20 protein-coding genes are annotated in these 20,787 nt (G+C 32.7%); 15 read left to right on the top strand and 5 right to left on the bottom strand.

Annotated features, from left to right (window positions below):
- Positions 1-93: 93 nt before the first annotated feature.
- The 4 genes from MWH28_RS11995 to MWH28_RS11980 all read left to right on the top strand — a co-directional run bounded on the left by MWH28_RS11995 (position 94) and on the right by MWH28_RS11980 (position 3,787).
- Positions 94-1,329 carry a lyase family protein gene (locus tag MWH28_RS11995; protein ID WP_345894777.1) on the top strand — a complete coding sequence of 412 codons (1,236 nt, stop codon included), beginning with the start codon at positions 94-96 and terminating at the stop codon, positions 1,327-1,329.
- A 241-nt stretch (positions 1,330-1,570) separates the two neighbouring features.
- Positions 1,571-2,614: an HD-GYP domain-containing protein gene (locus MWH28_RS11990; protein ID WP_248619628.1), complete on the top strand. Its 1,044-nt coding sequence runs from the start codon at positions 1,571-1,573 to the stop codon at positions 2,612-2,614.
- Between the two features lie 152 nt (positions 2,615-2,766).
- Positions 2,767-3,213 carry a cupin domain-containing protein gene (locus tag MWH28_RS11985; protein WP_248619627.1) on the top strand — a complete coding sequence of 149 codons (447 nt, stop codon included), beginning with the start codon at positions 2,767-2,769 and terminating at the stop codon, positions 3,211-3,213.
- Between the two features lie 406 nt (positions 3,214-3,619).
- Positions 3,620-3,787 carry an aspartyl-phosphate phosphatase Spo0E family protein gene (locus MWH28_RS11980; protein ID WP_345894776.1) on the top strand — a complete coding sequence of 56 codons (168 nt, stop codon included), beginning with the start codon at positions 3,620-3,622 and terminating at the stop codon, positions 3,785-3,787.
- 121 nt (positions 3,788-3,908) lie between these two features.
- Here MWH28_RS11980 and MWH28_RS11975 read toward each other — a convergent pair whose 3' ends face one another.
- On the bottom strand, positions 3,909-4,385 hold the full coding sequence (locus MWH28_RS11975; RefSeq protein WP_248619625.1) for a hypothetical protein: 477 nt from the start codon (positions 4,383-4,385) through the stop codon (positions 3,909-3,911).
- 293 nt (positions 4,386-4,678) lie between these two features.
- On the opposite strand from MWH28_RS11975, the gene MWH28_RS11970 reads away from it, so the two are divergent.
- From MWH28_RS11970 to MWH28_RS11960, 3 genes are all read left to right on the top strand, one after another.
- Positions 4,679-5,644: a DUF3231 family protein gene (locus MWH28_RS11970; protein WP_248619624.1), complete on the top strand. Its 966-nt coding sequence runs from the start codon at positions 4,679-4,681 to the stop codon at positions 5,642-5,644.
- A gap of 116 nt (positions 5,645-5,760) precedes the next feature.
- Positions 5,761-6,204, top strand: a complete 444-nt coding sequence (locus MWH28_RS11965; protein ID WP_248619623.1) for a hypothetical protein — start codon at positions 5,761-5,763, stop codon at positions 6,202-6,204.
- A 163-nt stretch (positions 6,205-6,367) separates the two neighbouring features.
- Entirely contained in the window at positions 6,368-6,856 is a 489-nt protein-coding gene (locus MWH28_RS11960; protein ID WP_248619622.1) for a hypothetical protein, read from the top strand.
- Positions 6,857-7,363: 507 nt separating this feature from the next.
- Here MWH28_RS11960 and MWH28_RS11955 read toward each other — a convergent pair.
- Positions 7,364-10,234 (bottom strand): anaerobic glycerol-3-phosphate dehydrogenase subunit C, encoded by a 2,871-nt coding sequence (locus tag MWH28_RS11955; RefSeq protein ID WP_248619621.1) that lies wholly within the window; start codon positions 10,232-10,234, stop codon positions 7,364-7,366.
- A gap of 297 nt (positions 10,235-10,531) precedes the next feature.
- Between MWH28_RS11955 and MWH28_RS11950 the strand changes: the two genes are divergently transcribed.
- The 3 genes from MWH28_RS11950 to MWH28_RS11940 all read left to right on the top strand — a co-directional run bounded on the left by MWH28_RS11950 (position 10,532) and on the right by MWH28_RS11940 (position 12,891).
- On the top strand, positions 10,532-11,740 hold the full coding sequence (locus MWH28_RS11950; RefSeq protein ID WP_248619620.1) for an FAD-dependent oxidoreductase: 1,209 nt from the start codon (positions 10,532-10,534) through the stop codon (positions 11,738-11,740).
- Between the two features lie 160 nt (positions 11,741-11,900).
- Positions 11,901-12,344, top strand: a complete 444-nt coding sequence (locus MWH28_RS11945; RefSeq protein WP_248619619.1) for a hypothetical protein — start codon at positions 11,901-11,903, stop codon at positions 12,342-12,344.
- A 25-nt stretch (positions 12,345-12,369) separates the two neighbouring features.
- Positions 12,370-12,891 (top strand): DUF3231 family protein, encoded by a 522-nt coding sequence (locus MWH28_RS11940; protein WP_248619618.1) that lies wholly within the window; start codon positions 12,370-12,372, stop codon positions 12,889-12,891.
- Positions 12,892-13,094: 203 nt separating this feature from the next.
- On the opposite strand, the gene MWH28_RS11935 is transcribed toward MWH28_RS11940, so the two are convergent.
- Positions 13,095-13,544, bottom strand: a complete 450-nt coding sequence (locus MWH28_RS11935) for a hypothetical protein (RefSeq protein WP_248619617.1) — start codon at positions 13,542-13,544, stop codon at positions 13,095-13,097.
- A gap of 608 nt (positions 13,545-14,152) precedes the next feature.
- Here MWH28_RS11935 and MWH28_RS11930 point away from each other — a divergent pair.
- Positions 14,153-14,473: an STAS domain-containing protein gene (locus tag MWH28_RS11930; protein WP_248619616.1), complete on the top strand. Its 321-nt coding sequence runs from the start codon at positions 14,153-14,155 to the stop codon at positions 14,471-14,473.
- A gap of 98 nt (positions 14,474-14,571) precedes the next feature.
- Here MWH28_RS11930 and MWH28_RS11925 read toward each other — a convergent pair whose 3' ends face one another.
- Positions 14,572-16,200: a sodium:solute symporter family protein gene (locus MWH28_RS11925; protein ID WP_248619615.1), complete on the bottom strand. Its 1,629-nt coding sequence runs from the start codon at positions 16,198-16,200 to the stop codon at positions 14,572-14,574.
- On the bottom strand, positions 16,193-16,354 hold the full coding sequence (locus MWH28_RS11920) for a symporter small accessory protein (RefSeq protein WP_248619614.1): 162 nt from the start codon (positions 16,352-16,354) through the stop codon (positions 16,193-16,195). Before MWH28_RS11920 ends, MWH28_RS11925 begins: the two co-directional genes overlap by 8 nt.
- A gap of 340 nt (positions 16,355-16,694) precedes the next feature.
- Here MWH28_RS11920 and MWH28_RS11915 point away from each other — a divergent pair, with 340 nt between their 5' ends.
- From MWH28_RS11915 to MWH28_RS11900, 4 genes are all read left to right on the top strand, one after another.
- Positions 16,695-17,540: an alpha/beta hydrolase gene (locus tag MWH28_RS11915; protein ID WP_248619613.1), complete on the top strand. Its 846-nt coding sequence runs from the start codon at positions 16,695-16,697 to the stop codon at positions 17,538-17,540.
- 52 nt (positions 17,541-17,592) lie between these two features.
- Positions 17,593-18,024: a LysM peptidoglycan-binding domain-containing protein gene (locus MWH28_RS11910; protein WP_248619612.1), complete on the top strand. Its 432-nt coding sequence runs from the start codon at positions 17,593-17,595 to the stop codon at positions 18,022-18,024.
- Between the two features lie 292 nt (positions 18,025-18,316).
- Positions 18,317-18,772 (top strand): hypothetical protein, encoded by a 456-nt coding sequence (locus MWH28_RS11905; RefSeq protein WP_248619611.1) that lies wholly within the window; start codon positions 18,317-18,319, stop codon positions 18,770-18,772.
- A 318-nt stretch (positions 18,773-19,090) separates the two neighbouring features.
- Entirely contained in the window at positions 19,091-20,677 is a 1,587-nt protein-coding gene (locus MWH28_RS11900; protein WP_248619610.1) for a methyl-accepting chemotaxis protein, read from the top strand.
- Positions 20,678-20,787 lie beyond the last annotated feature (110 nt).

Genomic DNA, 20,787 nt, shown 5'->3' with positions numbered 1-20,787 from the left:
TTCTCCTTAGGATTTATTGTCGTTACTTTATTATACACAGATTTTACTCCTTACGACAACTATCCTAACACATAGGGATTTCCTCGTGTTTTTATAAAAGCCCAGGGGATTATTAAAGCTGCTAGTGCATCTGTAAACGTAGAACTAGGTTCACTCTCACCTGATATTGGTCAAGCTATTATCCAAGCATCTCAAGAAGTAATTGATGGTAAATGGGATGAACAATTTGTTGTAGACGTCTATCAAGCAGGGGCAGGGACATCACAAAACATGAATGCAAACGAAGTTATTGCTAGACGTGCAACTGAAATCATGGACGGTGCACAACAAGTCCACCCTAATGATCATGTTAATATGTCACAATCCACTAATGATACATTTCCTTCTGCATTAAATATTGCTGCAGTTGAATCAATACAACAAAAACTGATTCCAGCTCTCACCAACCTACAAGAAGAGCTTCAAAAGAAATCTGAACAATTCATGCCAGTATTAAAAGCTGGTCGTACACACTTACATGATGGTGTTCCTATCAGGCTAGGACAAGAATTTTCAGGTTATGCACAAACTATCCAAAATATGAAGCAACAAATTGAGGAGGACCTGCAAGGATTATACGAGATTGGTTTAGGTGGGAATGCTGTAGGTACAGATATTAACTTACAACCAGGGTATGTGCCAAAAGTAATTCAAGAAGTGAATAATCTGACGAATTTGACCTTTAGAGAGCCAAAAGACATATTTGCTTTCATGCAAAATATGAGTGAACCATTACATTGCATGTTAACATTAAAAGAACTAGCTGTTCATCTAATAAAAATAACTAGTGATTTACGATTACTAAGTTCAGGGCCTAGGACAGGACTAGCTGAAATTACATTGCCACCTGTTCAGCCTGGTTCAACGGTTATGCCTGGGAAAGTAAACCCTGCTATTTTAGAAATGACTCATATGGTTTGTTGCCAAGTGATAGGATACGAAACGACCGTCTCAACTGCTGCTAGGGCTAGTCAATTAGAAATCAATGTGATGATGCCTGTTATTGCCCATACATTCCTTCATTCGATTGAATTAATGAGTAATGCAATCAATACCCTTGTTCAAAAATGCATCACAGGTATTCAAGCAGATGAGAAAGTTTGCAAGCAATGGATGAATGCGAGTTTGTCCTTAGTTACGGGGTTAAGCCCTAAACTAGGTTATGACATGGCCTCACAGATCGGGTTAACAGCTGATGAGCAAGATAAAACATTAAAACAGGTGTTAGAAGAAAAAGGAATGCTGACAGATGAAATATTACAAGCTATCGATCCTAAAGGAATGGTGTAAAATTTTCTCTACCACAAATAGAATTAAATCTAAAATAGGTTCTTCAGTAGACTCTTATCTTAGCGGATGAGAGTTTTTTGTTTCAAAAATTAAAAGGATAATGTTGTTTTAAATAGAATAATAAATAATGAATGTTAATTTTGGTAGTACATAATTCAGAAGATAATGAGCGAACTGCAATGACGTAAATTTATAATTTTATATGGTAGTGATGTTATGTGCTTAAAAGGGGATGCAAATAATGAGAAAAGTTAGAATAGAAAAATTAACAGAAAATATGGTTTTGGCTAAACCAATTATGTACAATGGCCAAGTTCTTTTAAGAGAAGGCTGTCAAAGAATAGATAAATATAAAGAACGACTAGAAGAGTATGGAATTATGCAAGTCTATATTGAAGATAAGATCTCTAAAGGTATAGAAGAGAACAAAGTAATATCTGAGCAATTACAAGATGAATGTAAAGAAGATGTTAAAGAAGTTATTGAAAATATAACTCAAAATAAAGCAGTAGATATGGCCAAATTAAAAACAGGGATTGGTAATATTGTTGATCGAGTATTAACTAACAATAATACTTTAGTTAATTTATTTTCTTTAAAAGTGTTTGATGAATATATTTTTCAACATTCTGTTAATGTAGCTGTAATTTCGATTATGATTGGAAAGAAATTAAATTACAAGAAAAAACGTTTAATCAAACTTGGTTTAGGAGCTATCTTACATGATGTTGGAAAGCTAGCAATACCTGCAGAAATTTTAAAAAAGCCTAGTTCATTAACTGCTAAAGAATATAAAATTATTAAAACTCATCCTGAAGAAGGATACAAGCAGTTCGAAGGAAGATTTGATATTAGTCCAGTAGCAAGAATACCTATCTTACAGCATCATGAAAGAGTGGATGGTAGTGGTTATCCTGAAGAGTTGAAAGGTGAAGATATTCATGAGTTTGGGCGTGTAGTAGCTATAGCTGATGTATTTGATGCTTTAACTTCTGATCGATGTTATCGGCAGGCATGGAGCGTTAAAAAGACTGTTGATTTCATTAAAGAACAAGCAAGCAAAGAATTTGATGACCAAATAGTAGACAAGCTTCTATCATTCATTTCTATTTATCCTAATGGCGAAATTGTTAAACTTGATGATGGTAGCCAAGCAATTGTTGTTGAACAGACTGAAGATGCTTATCGACCAAAGGTCAGAATTTTCAAAGATAAAGATGGTAATAAATTAAATAATTTCAAAGAAATTGATTTAAGTTTAGAAAATAATATAGAAATAGTTTGAAAATTATTCAGTCAGATCTTAAACAGATCTGACTTTTTTAGTTTTTTAGGAAATTATACTTTTTTAAGGTTCTGGATGACTTTTGTTTTTAAGAACAGATTCTAAAGATATAACATATAATATCCCAAAAGCCTAAGAAAGGAATGATTAAGATGAGTGATGATTATATAATTGATCCACGTAATCCGAAACGACTTATTCAGCTAAGAGATTATGGACCATGTCCTTTTGTGATTAATATTGAAGCGGCTACTAAGCAAAATGATTATTATCGTGTTGCTTTATGGACAGGAGAGTATTTACAGCTTACCTTGATGAGTATCGAGGCTGGTGATGACATAGGCTTAGAAGTTCATCCTGACCATGATCAATTCATCCGTATTGAAAGAGGGCAAGGGATTGTTGTGATGGGAGATAGAAGAGATCAGCTAAATTTTCAAGAAAGAGTCTATAATGGCTCTGCAATATTTATCCCTGCTGATAAATGGCATAATGTGATCAATACAGGTCGTAGACCACTTAAGTTGTACTCTATTTATGCGCCACCTGAGCATCCACGTGGTACAGTTCATGAAACTAAAGAAGATGCTGAAGAGTAGAACGGATAATAAACTTATATAACTTTATTGATAGGGTCGGCTAGTTGGTTGGAGTAGTTGTGATCCTAATAGAGGAGAAGTAATAAATACTTGGCAGGTCTTTTCTGAGATGAAAAGTAGTATATCTAGAAGAAGTAGGATTAATTTAACTTACGGTATTATTGTTACTTGATCGATTAGCCGGGCCAACATTGGTCAATTTAGCTGATCTAATCGGAAGCTATGATACTTTGGAGTTCTATTGGTTTAGTACCGATACATATGGTCATTTTTTTGCAAAAAGAGGATATTAAGAAAGTTGGATGATAAGATTAGGAATTTATTGTAATTTAAGTTGGAAAACATTTGCTTTATTTAGAAAAGCACGTTATAGTAATAGTAACCATTACTATTATGTGGAGGTGTAATTATAACTGATAAGCTTAAAGAAGAAGTTGAATTTTTGCGGAGAAGGATGGCTAAGGAAGCTCAAGATAAAGAATTATTGGATGAAGATGTACAAGCTGTTAGTCGAAAGTTGGATAAGAAGATTGTTGAAATGATGAAGCAGGAGAGCTTATTGGACAGTTCTTAATAGATTTGATCTTGTTTAATAGTCTTTTTCAAATAAAATAATAGGCGATTTTTGTTATATCCCCTGACTGCGCTCATGCAGGTAGGGGATATTGTGTAAGAAATAGTTAAACTGCTTTAGTCTAATATTTTTTTCGGAATAAGAAAATTCTATAATTGATCCAGAAGATTAAATATAAAGGAAAAAACCATATCCAACCTCTATACCAATTTGCATATGATCTAATCCCTAAATTATGGAAAAGACCATCTATTGCGGCTCCAAACAAAGAAAACAAACTGATATATAGGTAGTGTATCCAAGTTTGATTCTCTTTAGGAAGTGCCCAAAGAAAAATAATTATTGCAGCAAACCAGGCAATAAAGATAAAAATAGGTATACCTAGTATAGAGAAAGGCTCAGCTTCTACATACCTCCAAGCATTAATTATATGATTAGAGATCATTGCTATAAGACTAGCGATAATTGCACCTAGAAGTCCAAGTGGTAATAAATATTGATAATCTTTTTTATTAACAAGTATCAGAGACAAAACCATCATAATTGTTGCCCAAATAGGATACACAGGGGAAGAATCTCCAATAATCTCTTGCAACATACTATCATCCTTTTGCAAATTATTTTAAATTTAGTATTTCAAAGTAATAGAATATATATTCTATTATTTCCTAGTCAGATCTTATACAGATCTGTTTTTTTATTTCGGGCCAACTTTATGCCAATCTAATATAGGGTATAATAAATCTATTATTGTAATTTAGGAAGGTCAAATAAATTAGTGAATAATATTTAGCCAATAAGTATAACGTAAGTAAAGAGATTATATTGATGTAACTTAAGAAAGTATATTTCAACTTAATATTATAGGAGATAACATAATAGCAGGGAGTGATGACTATTATTTTTTCATTTTTTAGAAAAGATCAAAAGGTAAGTGTTTTAGAAGCACATGCATTATGGAATTTATTATCTTCTAAATACCATGCAATAAATAATGTTCAAGTCTGGCATGCTCAAGTCCATGATAAAGATTTAAAGATATTGATAAAAGATTTTTTAAAAGATCTAGAGGAGCATATCAAGCTTTTAGAAAAGGAATTAGAAAAATATTCAATAGAAGCACCTCAAAGACCAAAATCACATGCACACATAGATGCTAATTCACAAGTTATATCAGATGAGACTATAGGTTTAAATTACTTCAATTTTTTACAACAAATAGTTGATTTGATTCTTTATTCAATCCAACATTCATATTACAATGATGAAGTCTACACCTTTTTACAGAGGTTTTCTAAGCATGCTATTGAACAAACTGATAATATTTTAAAATATTTAAAGACTAAAGGTTGGATTGATATTCCTCCTAATTTTTTAGATGTTCCTCTAGATACCAATGAACAACTAGCTAGTATAGAAGCATTTAATTTATGGACCCATACAAATTATCGCTATGTAAATATTGAAGAAACCTTAAGATGGAAAGAATTTGTACATGATGCTGATTTCAAAAAGATTTTAGAAAAGGGTTTAAAAAAATTGAACAGCCAGGTTAAAGTATTGGAAAAAGAGCTTAAACATTTTGGTCTTATGGTTCCTAAAAGACCTCCTAAAGTAGTAAAAACTACTAATGATAAAACTACTTATAAGGATGAATATATTTTTAAATCATTATTTATTGGATTACAATGGGCAGGGACTTTACATTCTAAAGCCTTTCAACAATGTATTGTTAATGATCGGATTAGGAAGGTTTTTAAAGATTTTTTATATGAAGAGATGGATATGTTAAATGAGATCAGTAAATATGGCAAACTTAAAGGATGGTTACCAACACCACCTAAATATACTAAGTAATCCAGCCAAGAATATAATTTAATTAAAATAACTTTTCTAAAGCACTTCTACATATTTTTCTTGTAAATTGTGTAATTTAATAATGAAGTATACTGTTATAGGAAGGTTGATAATCAATGGAGGATAGATTTACAAGAGGTTTTGTTGCTGGAATTACTGCTGGGATACTTTCTTTCATTATAAATTTTGGTGGTAAAATGTTAAACTTGAGTACTTTGGTCTGGTCAGATTTTATGGGGCTTTTTTTACTTGGCAAGAGACCTGAAGGTGTTCTGCCAATGGCATTTACTTTAACATCACAATTTGTTTTATTGGGATTAATGGGGATCATTTTTGCCTTTTTAATCACTTTTTTCTCAAGTGAAAACTATTTATTAAAGTCTTGGTTATTTGGAGTTACCATATGGTTTTCAACGTATTTTCTTACATTTCTTTTTAAATTGTCTGAGATTGAAAAGATACCTATTAAGACAGCTATTACACATGCTATCGGGGCTTCAGTTTGGGGTATAGGTCTTGGCTTAATCCTTAACTGGTTAGATGACAGGCTTAAAACATAAATAATGCTTGACGTTAATCAGCCAGTATCTTGCTTTAGTATTATCCAGGCCAAGAATATTTGAATAGTTTTTCAGCAAGCTCTTATCTTAGCGGATAAGAGTTTTTCTTTTTATAAATTTCTAAATGTATATATATATCAAGCAAGGAGAAATTAATTAAGAGGTGATAAAATTGATTTTGGAGAATCTTGTTGGAGGATTAATATTACTTTTATCTTTATTTTTTATGTTTTTAGTCGTTCCTGAACAAAAGATTAGAGAGTTTTTTAATATTGGTCTTGTAGGAGGGCTAGTACTTGCTTTAATACTGGTTTATTTAATGCAAAATATGTTTGGTTTCTGGAATTTTCACAATGTTGATATTATAGTTATTGGTGATATACCACTCTTACTTTCTGTTGCTTGGCTGCCAATTATTATTATTTTTTCTTATTTAGTAGTTAAATTTAAAACAATTCCTGCTTTTTTAAGTATTATTTTAAGTTTTCCTTTAGCTGCTGTAGTGGTTCATTATTTTTTGATTGATTATGGACTATTGAGTTATACAAATTGGAATCTGTTATATACTTTTTTAGCATCTTTACTCATTCACTTAGGTATAACTTATTATATTTATCGAACTAATCGATTACCAAGTTTCAATCAAGGTTAATAAATGATGAAAAAAACTTAGAGTAGTTTTAGTTGGGAGGGGCAATAGTGCTTGACCTTGAAGATAAATTTACTATTGGATTATTTGCAGGTGTATTGGCTAACATTACTGCTTTTTTATTTTGGCTTTAAGTTTTTAATTTAATGATCTTATTGTAATCCTGTAAAAGACCCTCATCTGTTAAGATGAAGGTCTTCTTATTGTTTAGCAGAATATTCTGCTACTTTATCTATTTTTTGAATAATTTTTCGCCTGCTAATTGTCCTAAGACTGCACAAGCGATTGAAATAAGCACTACTAGCCAAGAGGTAAAACCAATATTTAATCTCAGTAAATATATTAATGGTACCGCTAAGTGGATAGATATAAACCAATTTAAGCTGAACTTTTTGGTTTTTGATCTCCACATGCCAAGGGGGATATTAAGCATAAATGCTATTGTTAAGAAAAGAATTAGCTTAGCCAGACTTATCATAATCAAAAGTCACCTATTTCTTTTTGAAGTTGTTAATAATTTTCTGCTAGAACCTCTATAGAGTGTCTAATTTCCTTATCAGTTCCTTCTGCTAACTGCATCCCGCAGGCATCACAATCAGTTAGTAGTTGATCGTACTCTAAATCTTTTAATTCATTAAAGACATTTTGACCAATCTCTAACGAAAGCTTGTAATTCTTACTCTTCATCCCAAAGGTGCCAGCAATTCCACAGCATCCGGCTTCTAAGACCTTCATTTCGACACCAGGAATTTTCTCTAATAACTCCTTACTTGCTCCTTTAAGGTTCTGAGTTTTTAAATGACACGAGGGATGATAAGCGTAATTTATTTTTTGACCGGCAAAATCTAGATTTAATTGATCTTTATTTAATAATTCTAGCAGATAGTCATTAATATGATAAGTATGCTCGGCTACTAATTTAGCTTCTAGACTATCGACGACTTCCAAGTATTCGGTATTAAGGCTAAAACTACAACTAGGACAGTCGACTACTATATCTATTCCTTCCTTAACCAGTTCGATTAACGAATTAACATTATACTCTATATTTTTTTTGGCTGAATCTAGATTTCCGTAATTTAGCTTAGCTACATTACAGCATTTTTGGTTAGGTAATAAGACTTGATAACCGTTCTTTTCCAATACTTTGACTAAGCTTTTTCCTATTTCTGGATTATAGTAGTTAGTAGAACAACCGACAAAGTAAGCTACTTGTTTGGAGTTAGTGACTGTTTTACGTTGTTTGAACCAGTCTTTAAAGGTCTGAGTAGCAAATTTAGGTAGCTTTCTTTCACTAGCGAGCCCGATTATTTTTTCCATTGCTTTGCGAGCTGGTTCCAGTTCTAAAATTGTATTGGTGATTTCAGGAGTAATACTACCTAGTTTACTTACTATTTCATTATTACCTAATACTTTGTTAGCAAGTGGCTCTTTTCCGGTTCTTTTATAGTATTGGGCCCTAGCTTCTACGACTAATTTAGGGATATCTACTTGGGAAGAGCATTCAAGATAACAGCTTTTACAGTTGAGACAGAGATCAAAAATTTCTACAAAGCTTTCATCTTCCAAATAGTCTTGATCTAACTCCCCAGTAATAATGGCCCGTAAAAGATTTGTTTTAGACTTTGGTGCAAACTTCTCCTCACCTAATGCTTTAAAAATAGGGCACATATCACTATTGACTAAAGAGCGGCATTTAGAACAGCCATGGCATTTTTCGATTTCAGTTTGCCATTCAGCAAAGTCGATATTAAGTTCAGGTTCGATCTCTGTAACTTGATACTGGCTACCATAACGAAGATTATTAGTCAGTAAGGAAGAATCATCATTGACAATTTTTCCTGGATTTAGTATGTTTTTGGGATCAAAAATCTCTTTTACTTCCTTAAATAAGTCATAGGTTGGCCCGTAGATATCCTTTAAAAACTGAGTTCTAACCAAACCATCACCATGTTCACCACTAATAGTCCCATCCAATTCCCTGACTAAGGCATAAACTTCTCGAGCAATAGATTCCATTTTTTCAATATCAGCTTGATCCTTTAAATTCAACAGTGGTCTAGGGTGGGTATTACCATGACCGGCATGACCATAAATAATTGCTGTGACTTGATACTTGTCCATGATTTCTTTAAAGCCCCGAATATAATCTGGTAATTTAGTTGGCATGACTGCTACATCTTCTACAAAGCCTACAATTCGTTTAGGCCCCTTTAATTTATTTAAAATGGGTACAGCTGATTTACGAATGGCCCATAATTTCTCTTGCTCCTTCTTTTCATAAGCGGTATCAAGTTCAAAGGCCAATTCCAACTGGTGGTATATTTTAGATTCTAACTGTTCTATTTTTTCTTCAACCTCAGCTCTATTGTTACCTTCCATCTCTACTAATAAAGCTGTTGAAACCTGATCCGGTAATCTAGCATCGATATCAGAATAATTTTCTCTGACTAAATCTAAAAATTGGTGATCCATAATCTCGATTGCACTAGGATCAAGGGCCAAAATTTCACTGACAGCCCGGCCTGCTTTGTCTAACTCATCACAATGTAATAATGCAATAGCTTTTGTTTTAGGTAATTCCTCAATCTTTAAAGTAGCTTCAGTAATTACTGCTAGAGTACCTTCTGAACTTACTATTAAATTGGCTAAATTAAGATCATCTCCAGTCAAAGCTTCTTCAAGCCTATAACCACTACAGTTTTTTGGAGCAGCAGGAATATGTTCAGCAATTAGCTCTTGATTATTAATTAATAAATCTTTTATTCTATTATAAATTTTTCCTTCTAAATTATCTGCATTTAATTTCTCTTCTAACTTTGGACTATCCAACTTAAGATTTTTAAGGTGAACTTGTTCACCATTGGCTAGAATTACTTCTAATTCTATAGTATAATCCAAAGTGCTGCCGTACTTAACAGAATGACCACCTGAAGCATTATTAGCCAACATTCCTCCCAGGGTACAATAATCACTGCTAGAAGGGTCAGGAGGGAAGAATTTATTATCTTCAGCTAGTCTCTGATTCAAAACTCCCAAAGTAATTCCCGGTTCTACTGTAACTTGGGAATTAGCCAAATCTATCTTCTTAATTTGATTCATATATTTGGTAAAGTCTAAGACTATTCCTTTTCCTAGCACTTGACCTGTTAGTCCTGAGCCAGCTCCTCGGGGTAAGATAGATAATTGATGTTGATAAGCATATTTTAGAATAGCTTGGACATCTTCTTTATTCTTTGGAAAGGCTACTCCTAATGGTTTGATTTTATAAATACTTGCATCAGTACTATAAAGAGTTCGGCTAATTTCATCGACCAAAACTTCTCCTGCAATTAAATCTTCAAGATCCTGTTTGATTTTTTCTTTTTCTAAATTCGACATGAAAATCACCTCTTATCCAACTAATATATCATAAAATCAATATAATTTCCAGATTATAATTTATTTAAGATCCAGGAGAATACTGCATTAGCAAATATAATCTTTTTTTAAAGAATGAATAGAAGCAATGTTGTATAAATTATTAAAAGGGTCTTAGCAGAATATAACTTTAATTATCAGCAGACTCTTATCGTATTAGATGGGAGTTTTTAATTGTTGGCCCTTTATCAATCCAGACTTGTTTGATTTATGATTGTTTTTGTTTAGACAAAAATGATTACGAGGGGGATGATCAGTATGCCTAAAAATAGTCAACCAAAAATAGAAATTTATACTTTGAATTGGTGTCCTTACTGTAATAAGGCCAAATCTTTTTTGAAGAGTAAAGGTTTTTCATTTCAGGAGTATGATGTTGAGCAGCCAGAAGTTAAAGAGGAGCTGCTAAAAAGGACTGATGGAGTTAAGGCTGTTCCACAAATTTTTATTGATGATCAACTTGTTGGTGGTTATGACTCAATGATAGAGAAGAAACAGCAAGGAGAGTTAGATCGATTGCTAGGAGTTGAAGCGGAAGATAATTTTGATCAACAGTGGGATTTGATAATTATCGGAGCTGGTCCAGCAGGTTTAAATGCTGCTTTGTATGGAGCTCGAAAAGGTTTAAAAATATTAATAATTGCAGAAGTAATGGGTGGTCAGATGGTAAATACAAGTGAAATAGGGAACTATTTAGGATTTCAGAAAACCAATGGCCTTGAATTAACAGAATCATTTTGGGATCATGTAAAAAATTATGAAGTTGAGGTAGAGTTAGGAGAAAGAGTAGTAGAGGTAAAAAAGAAACCTGAAGCAGGCTTGATTGTAAAGACAAATACTGAAATAGAAGCTCAAGCTAAAGCGGTGCTAGTAGCTACTGGAACTACTAATCGAGAATTGGATGTACCTGGAGAAAAGAAGTTAATGGGGAGAGGAGTTCATTATTGTGCAACTTGTGATGGTCACCTGTATGCAGGTCAGCCGGTGGCAGTAGTTGGTGGTGGCAATGCTGGTCTTGAAGCAGCTCTTGATTTGGCAAAGATTGATTGTAAGGTTGAATTGATTGAGGCTCAATCTGAATTGACAGGTGATCAAATTTTAAGAGATAAAGTTTATGAGCAAGAACTTATAACAGTTCATACAGAGACTGGGGTTAAAGAAATTGAAGTGGATGAAAAAGATGATAGTTTAAGTTCAATCATACTTACTGATATTGATGAAGAAACAGAAAGAAGATTAGATGTAGATGGAGTCTTTGTGGAGATTGGACTGTTACCTAATAGTGATTTTATAGCAGATAAAGTCGAAGTTAATGAGATTGAAGAAATTATAATTGACGAAAATAATGAAACTAGCTTAGAAGGAGTTTGGGCAGCCGGAGATGTGACTAATATAGCATATAAGCAGATAATAATTTCAGCAGCTGAAGGAGCCAAAGCAGCTTTAGGGGTTAGTAAATATTTGAGTTAATCTTTAGAAATCTTTAACTATTACTAGGCTATTATCTTACTAAAGAAGAGTAAAGGGCGGTTAGGAATTATTGGTTAACAGAACTATTCTTCTTAATAAGTATAAACTTTTTGCAAATTGTAAAGCTTAAATAATGAATACTACTAAAAGGGGAATAAATATGAGAGATAGATTTACAAGAGGCTTAATTGCAGGAGTTATTGCTGGGTTACCATCTCTTCTCTTCAATATTGGTGCCTATACATTAAACTTTACCAATTTACTTTGGGGAGATTTTATGGGGGTGTTTTTATTTGGTGATAGACCTGTTGGAGTGGCAGAAGTAGTCTTTTCCTCAATCGCACAAGCTCTTTTTTTAGGAGGATTAGGTATTATCTTTGTCTTTTTACTACCTCTAATTTCAAGTCAACATTACTTATTAAAAAGTAGTATCTATGGTCTTGCTATCTGGTTTATATCTTTTGCAATACCTTTCTTATTTCAGTTGCCAAAGTTGGCAGATGTCGAATTACAAACAGTCATCTCTAACTTTATCTCCGGTTTATTATGGGGATTAGCATTAGGGATAGTTCTTAATTGGTTGGATGATAGACTGAAAGTATGAGTAAAAATCTTAATGGGGGTGCAATATGGTTCAGATAGGCAATTTCCACATCGGTAAAGGAGAATCATCTACAAAACCAAAGATAGATATTGGTGAGGCTTTTATATTGTCACAGCAGTTATATTATAGACATGTCTGTTTAGCAAAGACTAAACATTATCACAAATGGGCCAAAGATACTGAACTAAAAGCTTTGATTACAACAGGAAAAAAATATTTAGAAAAAGAGATTGGAATGTTAGAGGAGCAAATGGATAAATACAATGTCGCTCAACCAACTAGATCACCAGAAAGTGTAAAGGTAACAGAAAGTGCAAATGATACCTCTTTAATTAATGATCAATTAATTATGGAGAGTATACGTGATGGTTGTGTAGCAGCAATTCAAAGAAACTTACGGAATGCGATCGCTGTACTTCATAGTGATTCTTTAAGGGTGATGTTTATAGACTTTGTCAAAGAAGAAGCTGATGTTATGCTCCAATGCTGTAAATATGCAAAAGCTAAAGGGTGGTTGCCAGTATATCCTATCTATAATCCAGATTGATCTTATTCATAAGGGGAGTAAAAAAGTAGCTAAGAGGGATAGATGTTACCTTCTTAGCTACTTTTTGATCATTTAGGAAATTATATTTTTTAAAGGTTGTAGATAGGTTTTACTAGTTTATGTTTGTTAGCTTTACTTAAACTCAATCTTAGACTTAAACTGAGTTGCGGGAGGCAAGTTTTTTAGTAAGCCTTGATTATTTTTTAAGAGTAGGATCGCTCTTTATTTCCGTACTTAACAATTAAAAAGCTAGTTAAACTTCCAAAGAAGATATGGTATAACAGTATCAAAAGTAAGTCGAAATATTCTGGGTCATCAGGGATGGTTCCTCTCAGTGGAGCTATAATACCGATATTAGCTAAATAGATTAAGGTTAATAAAACTGCTCCTGTTAACACATGGTATTTACTACCAAAATGATTTAGCACTATAGTTATAAGTATTCCAAAGGCAGCACTCAAGGACAAATGAGTTAGCCAGGCTATAATAAGTCCATAAGGCTGTAGTTCTACTAATTGACCAGTAAAGATTCCACCACCAATAGCAATTATACAAAGCTTACAGATGCCAATTCGAAATAATGTCATACTAATTAAGCCCATGAAAATGCCAGCAATTATTCCACTTAATGCTCCTATAGCATGATCAAACATAAATAAATACTCCTCTCATGTTGTTTCTAGTTATAAATTTATCTAAATACTAGATTTTATTCACCTGATAAAACAGTATTTATCTATTACTTTTCCTTTCTTAAGTTAATTTATACAAGCAAAAATACTATAATAAAGAAGCTAACAGGGTTTTAATTTCAAAAAAATAAAGGGAAATAATTTTTTTTGACTAATTAGTAAAGTAAACGCATATAAATATATAAGTAATTTAGTTTTATTAACAATATTCAGAAAATTTTAAATAATAAAATAATTATGGATAGAAACAAATAATACTAATATAAGTAGAGTAGCTTAAATTTAGAAAAACTTGAGTTAAAGCTAAAAATATGATACAGTAATAGTTACTATTACTGGTTGTAGAGGTGATGGTGTTATGATTGAGCTAAAGGAGATTATGTAGTATTAATAATAAATGGGATTGATTTATGTCTAAATTGGACTTGACTTGTACAAGGATTAGTTTTAAATTAAGGAAGATATTATATGTTAAAAGATTTAGTGATTATATGGTTTCTAATTGTTGACTTTTTCAATGTGTTGATGTTACTACTTTGAATTGTAACTGATTATAAGGAGGGGTAAGTATGGGAGTAGAAGTTGAGAAGCGGAATAGTAGAAGAGTAATTATTAGTCCAGAAGATAAGATTGATCTCAGTAATTCTTATGGGTTCGAAAAAAAATTACAGGCTGCTTATGAACAGGGATATGATGAAATTATAGTTGATTTTAAAGATGTTGAGCGGATTGACACTTCTGGCTTGGGTAAGTTGTTATTATTTTATAAAAAATTAAGAGAACGAAATGGTGAGTTGCAAATTATAAATCTGACTAATGATTATATTAAAAGGATGTTTAAAATAATTAAGCTCAATAAGATAATTAAAATAGAAGAGTTAGAAAATTGAAAGCTTAATTAGCACTAAACTCTTACCTTAAGCGGTATGAGTTTTTTTAAGCAATAGATTCAAATAAAAAAGACTACTCAAATGAGCAGTCTTTTTGTTTAAAAGTTATGAAAACACCTTTCTAAATGCTTTTTGGCTGGCGGTGAAGTAACTAACGAAACTACAACAAAAACAATTGCAGATATTGGTAAAGCATAGAATAGAGGATCTACATGAGTCCAAGGAAACTCAAATAAAGCATCCCTACCAAAAATAAGCCTTGCAATTCCTAGTGGTTTAGACTCTGCAAGGTGCATAAAAACAAAACCAAAAATAGCTACTGTATAACCACTAATAATACTTGCTATCGCCCCAGCTTTAGTAGAGTTTTTCCAGTAAAGTGCTCCAATAATAGTAGGTAAGAAACTGGCAGCACAGATTCCAAACCAGAAAGCAGTAGCCCGTGCAATAATACTTTCTGGCAGTCTATAGGCTAAAAGTATAGAAATTATCAACCCTACTAAAACACCAATTCTAGTAATCCAGGGGATAGTATCCAAGTCGTCAGCAGTAATTGAGGCAGGAGATTTCCATAACCGAAAATTGCGAATAATATCTCGCCCCCAGGCAGCTGCCTGAACATGGATTAAAGAACTAAGGGTTGAAATAGCTGCTGAAAGAAGCGAGAGCATGATTAAATAGACAAACCAACCTGGCATCATCTCATTGATAAAGAGAGGAATAATCAGATCAACATTCCCTTCAGCTACAGTAGTAGCAATCTCACCACCTTGCTGGACAAAGTAAAGATTACTCAATGGGCCAACAATAAAAGCAGTACCAGTCATAAAGAAGATAAAGATACATCCTACAGCCATGGCTCGATATAATGAATTAGTCTTTTTAACAGTCATAAATCTCATCACCAATTGTGGCTGGGCCAACACTCCAATTCCAACCCCCATCACAATGGTACTAATCACCGTCCACCAGATTTCACTACCGAAGGCCGGCATAGCAGTCCAACCCTGATGCCCAGTGGCTACTAAAGCTTCTGGCACCATATTCTGAAGAACACTTAATTCCTGATGGGCTGAAACTATCCCACCTAAGTTACTATAAGTACTGAATAAAAGATAAGCCATTCCTGCCAACATAACTAAAGCACAGAAGGCATCAGTATACATAACAGTCTTTAGACCACCTGTAATTACATAAATCGCGACAACTATTGCCAATAAAAAGAGTGCTATATCATAATTGATTAATAATGAACTTTCTAGAAATCGAGCTCCACCAACTAAAATAATACTTGTATACGCAGGCATAAATATAAAGATCATAATTCCTGAAAAGAAAGTAATAAATTTTGAATTATAACGCTGACCTAATAATTCACCAAACGTCGTTGAGCCTAAATTTACTGCCAATTTACGAATTGGTACTCCAAAAAGAGCAAAAGCAATAATAATTCCGATCAATATCGTTAAAACAGTCAACCACAACAAGCTGAAACCATGAAAAGCTGCTACCCCTCCAAAGCCTACAATAGCAGAGGTACTAACAAAGGTAACTCCATAAGATAAAGCCATTATTCCTCCATTAATATCCCGGCCTGCTACTAAATAATCTTCTGAAGAATTAGTTGCTTTATGACCTAAATAAGCTAAATATGAGAGCACACCGACATATAAGATAATAACTACAGTCAGTATTTGAATATTAATCCCCATTGCTTCACTACCCATTCTGATTCACTCCTTCATCCTCTTGCTTAACTTTAACAATTTTTCCTTCTCTATTCCAGTTTAAAAGTCCATAAACAGCTCCAGCAATTGGAGTTAGAATAGATAGCCACCAGGCTAGAGCAATCCAACCATCTTCCATACCTACCATCAACATTATTAACATCACTCCTTTTCATTGTAAATAAGATCATAATCTTTACTTGCCAAAAAACTCCTACCATATATTTAAATTCAAAAAAGATTACAATTTTCCTGCCAAACTATGAAAATTTCTTTTGTTATTTGAAAATAACCCTTAAACAGACATTAATTGCAGTTTGGTTAAAATTTTTTGGCTTTAATCCACAAGAAAAATATAGTAAAATATTATTAAATATTTAATAAAGGATGAATTATTGATATTTAGTGTAAACTTAATTATAATAATGTTAATTTTTCAGTCAATAATAAAGATGAATCTATTTTTATATTTTAATAATTGGGAAGGGATTATTATGAAGAATAAGTGGTTGAAGGCTAGAAGTTTTAAAGATCTCTTAATTATAGTATTAGTGATTTATGGAATCTTAGTAACTGCTTTTTATCTATTTCAAGACCAGTTGTTATTTAGAAAGTCTTCTCTTACAGAAGAGCGTTTACAGGAGATTGAAACTGAATATCCTCAGGCGGAGGAAGTTGAAGTTGAGATGCCTGATGGTATCAGATTGCATGGTTGGTTAGTTAAAGCAGCAGAAGAAAAGAAAACTCCGTTGCTAATCTATTTCGGTGGTAATGCAGAAGAAGTTTCAGGGGTAATTGAGGAAGAAGAGAGATTTGAAGGTTATTCCTTATTATTGGTCAATTATCGGGGTTATGGGTTAAGTGAGGGCCAACCAGATGAGGATAAAATATTAAATGATGCTCTATATTTACATGATCATTTTACTTCTTTAGAGAGTATAGATAGTGACAACGTTCTTACTATGGGTAGAAGTTTAGGGACAGGTGTTGCTGTTCATTTAGCTGCTAATAGAGATCTAACAGGAGTGATTTTAATCTCTCCTTATGATAGTATCAAAAATTTGACTCAAGATATCTTTCCTTTTTTACCGATGGAGTTAATCTTAAAGCATGAGTTTGATTCTATAGCTAAGGCATCTGATTTAGAAGAACCTGTCCTTATGCTAACTGCTGAAGATGATCGGATAGTACCTGTTGACTATTCAAAAGCACTTTATGATCAATGGGCAGGAGAGAAGGAATTTAAGATGATAAGTAATAGAGGGCATAATGATCTACATCGTAGTGAAGAGTTTTGGGAGTATATTAGTGAATTTATTGATAAATTGAAAAATAATTAACATAATCTTCATCCTCGAATATAATGTGGTAAAAGAGGAAAGGAGGAAGATTATGGGTCAATATGATGATAAATCCTTTAATCCTGCAGATTGTGATCACTGGGATGACGACTGGGATGATTGGAATGATGACTGGTGGGACAATGGCTGGGATGATGACTGGGACAATGATTGGGACGACGATAGATGGCTAGGAGGAACAGATAACCCAGGTAGAAGAAGACCTCCAAGAAGAAGACGGAGAAGAAGGCGACGGAGACCTCCGAGAAGAAGACCTCCGAGAAGAAGACCTCCAAGAAGGCGTTGCCCACGAGGAACTAGAGAATATGTTGTCAGAAGAGGAGACACATTCTTTTCAATAGCAAGAAGATTTGGCACTACAGTAGCAGAATTAAGAAGAGTTAATCCTGGTATTAGACCAGAAGATTTAGTCAGTGGACAGATAATCTGTGTACCTGTAGCTAGAACTTTTGATGGTGCTTAAGATTTTTAATAATTTAACATTAATATTTGCCTAACAATAAACCCTCATTGGATAGATGAGGGTTTATTGTTTTTTTATTATTAAGAAAATTATGCTTTTTAAAGGTTGTGGATAACTTTTACTAGTTTGTATTTGTTAATTTTACTTAAACTCAATCTTAGACTTAAACTGAGTTGTCGGAGGCAACTTTTTTATTATGTTATTTAACGCTAAAAGGTATAGTTGTTCTTAAATTGGATATTATAACCTTGAAAAGGCTTTGATGAGCTAAATAATGTAAGGAGGAGTTAGCTTGAAGATTGACGATACGATAGTTTTAGGAGGTCTAGCTGGGATAGTAGGAACGATTCCTTCGTTATTATTTAATTTCATTGCTGTTCAATTAGGATTTATGGAATATTATACATTTGAAATAGCTTCTAGTATTTATATGCTTGAAGAATTTACTCGTAGTCCTTTAAGTGTAGTTTTAGGGTTTTCATTATGGATGATTACTTCAGCGATTTTGGGTGTTTTGATTATCTACCTATTCAGAGTTACAGGCAGAGACTACTGGTGGTTTAAAGGGCCAGTTCTGATAGTAGGTATTATGTATATTGGAATCTATGGCTTTTTTTATGATGTAGGAGCTTGGATAGTCCCTAATGATGCTACAAGTAATATGATTTTATTTTTAGATAATCTACTTTTTTCAGTAGTAGCTTCTTATTTTATTGTTAGGTGGGGTAAAGAAGTGATCGATACTTAATCTAATTTTGCTTCTAGGGGATGTTGGCCCTAGAAGTTTTTATTATATTAAGTAAGGTCAGTTGCTATATAGTCACTTATGACTATAATTATCTAAAATCATTCTTCACAAATAAAAAATTACTACTAATTGTATTGTCAAGACAAATCTCTTGTTTAGACTTAAAAAAGATAGAATAATATGGTATAATGTATATTAATTTAACTAATTATACTTATCAACTAAAAAAGATAATTTTTTATGTAAAGTTTAGACTGGATAGTCAGTTCAAACTTTGAATTAAAATAAGATAAGTAAAACTTGATTTGGAGGGGAAAAATGAAGAAACTTTCAATCACAAATTATTCTTTAAAAGTACAGTTAACTCTATTAGTTTTCATATCATTATTATTTTTATTAGGTATAGTTTTATTTTCATTAAATACCTTTGTAATTGAACCTGTTGTATTAGATAATTTAACTACTAACTTTAATATGGGATATGAAATAATTGATAATAAATATCCAGGTGAATGGCGATTAGAAGGGGATAGGTTATATAAAGGTGATGTTTTAATGAATGATAATTATGAGATTGTAGATCAGATTGGGGAATTGACTGGTGGTAGTGTGACTATATTTCTTAATGATACTAGAGTAACTACTAATATAACTCAAAATGGTGACAGAATTTTAGGAACACAAGTATCAGATGAAGTGGCCAAGGTTGTTTTAGAAGAGCAAAATGAATTTTATGGAACTGCTGACATTGTAGGTGAAGAACATCTAACAGCATATAAACCAATTCGCAATGAGCAAAATGAAGTAATTGGTATTTGGTATATGGGAGCCCCCCAAGATTTAACTTCTAATATAATCCAAACAACTTCGACCATCTTTATTATTGCAATTATATTTATTTCAATAATAATGACTGTTAGTGTGAAAAGAATAATGATCAAGCCGTTAGATAAAGCAATTAAGTTTGCTACAGAAATTGCTACTGGAAATTTAGATTTAGAGTTGATGGGAGCTGAAAGAGAAGATGAGATCGGTAGTCTAAATTTGGCCCTTAATAAGATGAAAAATAAATTAAATAATGAGATTAGTTTTATGAAAAATGAAATATCAGATATAGTATCTAATCTTTTATCTTATAGTCAGCAACTAGCAGCATCAGCAGAAGAGGGAAATACCACTATAGAAACAACTAATGGTTTAATTCAAAGTATGTCAGCAGGAATTCAACAAATTTCAGCCAGTGCAGAGCAAGTAGCAAGTTTTTCTGAAGAAGCTAATTCTCAAACTGATGTAGGTAATCAAAATATTGAGACTACAGTAGATAGTATTAAAGAAATTAATAAAGTAGTTGAAGAGACAGTAGAGGTTATTAACGATTTAGATACTACTTCAGAAGAAATAGAACAGATAGTTGAATTGATTACAAATATAACAGAACAGACTAATCTATTAGCCTTAAATGCAGCTATAGAAGCTGCTAGAGCAAGTTCTACTAAGGGAGAAAACGGACAAGGTTTTGCTGTTGTTGCAGAAGAGATAAGACAGTTAGCCACTGAAACTGCTGAAGCAACAGAGAAGATTGCTAATTTAGTTACTAAAACACAGAATCAGTCTAAAAAAGGGATTGAGAAAATTAAAGAGGTAGAAATTAAAGCTAAAGAAGGTCAAAAAATTGCAGAAAAAACTGGAGAAGTATTTAATGGGATTAAAATTTCAGTACAGGAAACAGCAAGTCAAATAGAACAGACTGCTAGTGCAACTAATGATTTGGCTCAAAGTAGTGATCAAATAATAACTGCAACAGAAGATATCAAAAATATGTCTGATGAGATTACTAGTTCGTCACAAGAACTAACTGTAATGGCCCATAAATTACAGAAACTAGTAGAAGAATTTAAGGTATGATCTTAGAAAATTTAAAAAGAAGCTGGGGAGAATAAGAAGTGGTGTAGCACTAATTAATACTACATCATTTTTCTAAAAAAACGATCATAGACACGGAGTATAATTTAGTA

Source organism: Natroniella sulfidigena, from assembly GCF_023223645.1.
GTDB classification, from domain to species: Bacteria; Bacillota; Halanaerobiia; order Halobacteroidales; family Halobacteroidaceae; genus Natroniella; species Natroniella sulfidigena.
Note: the sequence above shows the minus strand (reverse complement) of the source record. Positions and strands in the feature narration are given on the sequence as shown.

Excerpts from the sequence above, each read along its gene's own strand:
- MWH28_RS11965 (WP_248619623.1), top strand. The coding sequence starts at position 5,761 with ATGGAGGATAGATTTACAAGAGGTTTTGTTGCTGGAATTACTGCTGGG.
- MWH28_RS11935 (WP_248619617.1), bottom strand. The coding sequence starts at position 13,544 with ATGTTTGATCATGCTATAGGAGCATTAAGTGGAATAATTGCTGGCATT.
- MWH28_RS11925 (WP_248619615.1), bottom strand. The coding sequence starts at position 16,200 with ATGGGTAGTGAAGCAATGGGGATTAATATTCAAATACTGACTGTAGTT.
- MWH28_RS11985 (WP_248619627.1), top strand. The coding sequence starts at position 2,767 with ATGAGTGATGATTATATAATTGATCCACGTAATCCGAAACGACTTATT.
- MWH28_RS11950 (WP_248619620.1), top strand. The coding sequence starts at position 10,532 with ATGCCTAAAAATAGTCAACCAAAAATAGAAATTTATACTTTGAATTGG.
- MWH28_RS11955 (WP_248619621.1), bottom strand. The coding sequence starts at position 10,234 with ATGTCGAATTTAGAAAAAGAAAAAATCAAACAGGATCTTGAAGATTTA.
- MWH28_RS11915 (WP_248619613.1), top strand. The coding sequence starts at position 16,695 with ATGAAGAATAAGTGGTTGAAGGCTAGAAGTTTTAAAGATCTCTTAATT.
- MWH28_RS11930 (WP_248619616.1), top strand. The coding sequence starts at position 14,153 with ATGGGAGTAGAAGTTGAGAAGCGGAATAGTAGAAGAGTAATTATTAGT.
- MWH28_RS11920 (WP_248619614.1), bottom strand. The coding sequence starts at position 16,354 with ATGTTGATGGTAGGTATGGAAGATGGTTGGATTGCTCTAGCCTGGTGG.
- MWH28_RS11990 (WP_248619628.1), top strand. The coding sequence starts at position 1,571 with ATGAGAAAAGTTAGAATAGAAAAATTAACAGAAAATATGGTTTTGGCT.
- MWH28_RS11975 (WP_248619625.1), bottom strand. The coding sequence starts at position 4,385 with ATGTTGCAAGAGATTATTGGAGATTCTTCCCCTGTGTATCCTATTTGG.
- MWH28_RS11940 (WP_248619618.1), top strand. The coding sequence starts at position 12,370 with ATGGTTCAGATAGGCAATTTCCACATCGGTAAAGGAGAATCATCTACA.
- MWH28_RS11970 (WP_248619624.1), top strand. The coding sequence starts at position 4,679 with ATGACTATTATTTTTTCATTTTTTAGAAAAGATCAAAAGGTAAGTGTT.
- MWH28_RS11900 (WP_248619610.1), top strand. The coding sequence starts at position 19,091 with ATGAAGAAACTTTCAATCACAAATTATTCTTTAAAAGTACAGTTAACT.
- MWH28_RS11910 (WP_248619612.1), top strand. The coding sequence starts at position 17,593 with ATGGGTCAATATGATGATAAATCCTTTAATCCTGCAGATTGTGATCAC.
- MWH28_RS11945 (WP_248619619.1), top strand. The coding sequence starts at position 11,901 with ATGAGAGATAGATTTACAAGAGGCTTAATTGCAGGAGTTATTGCTGGG.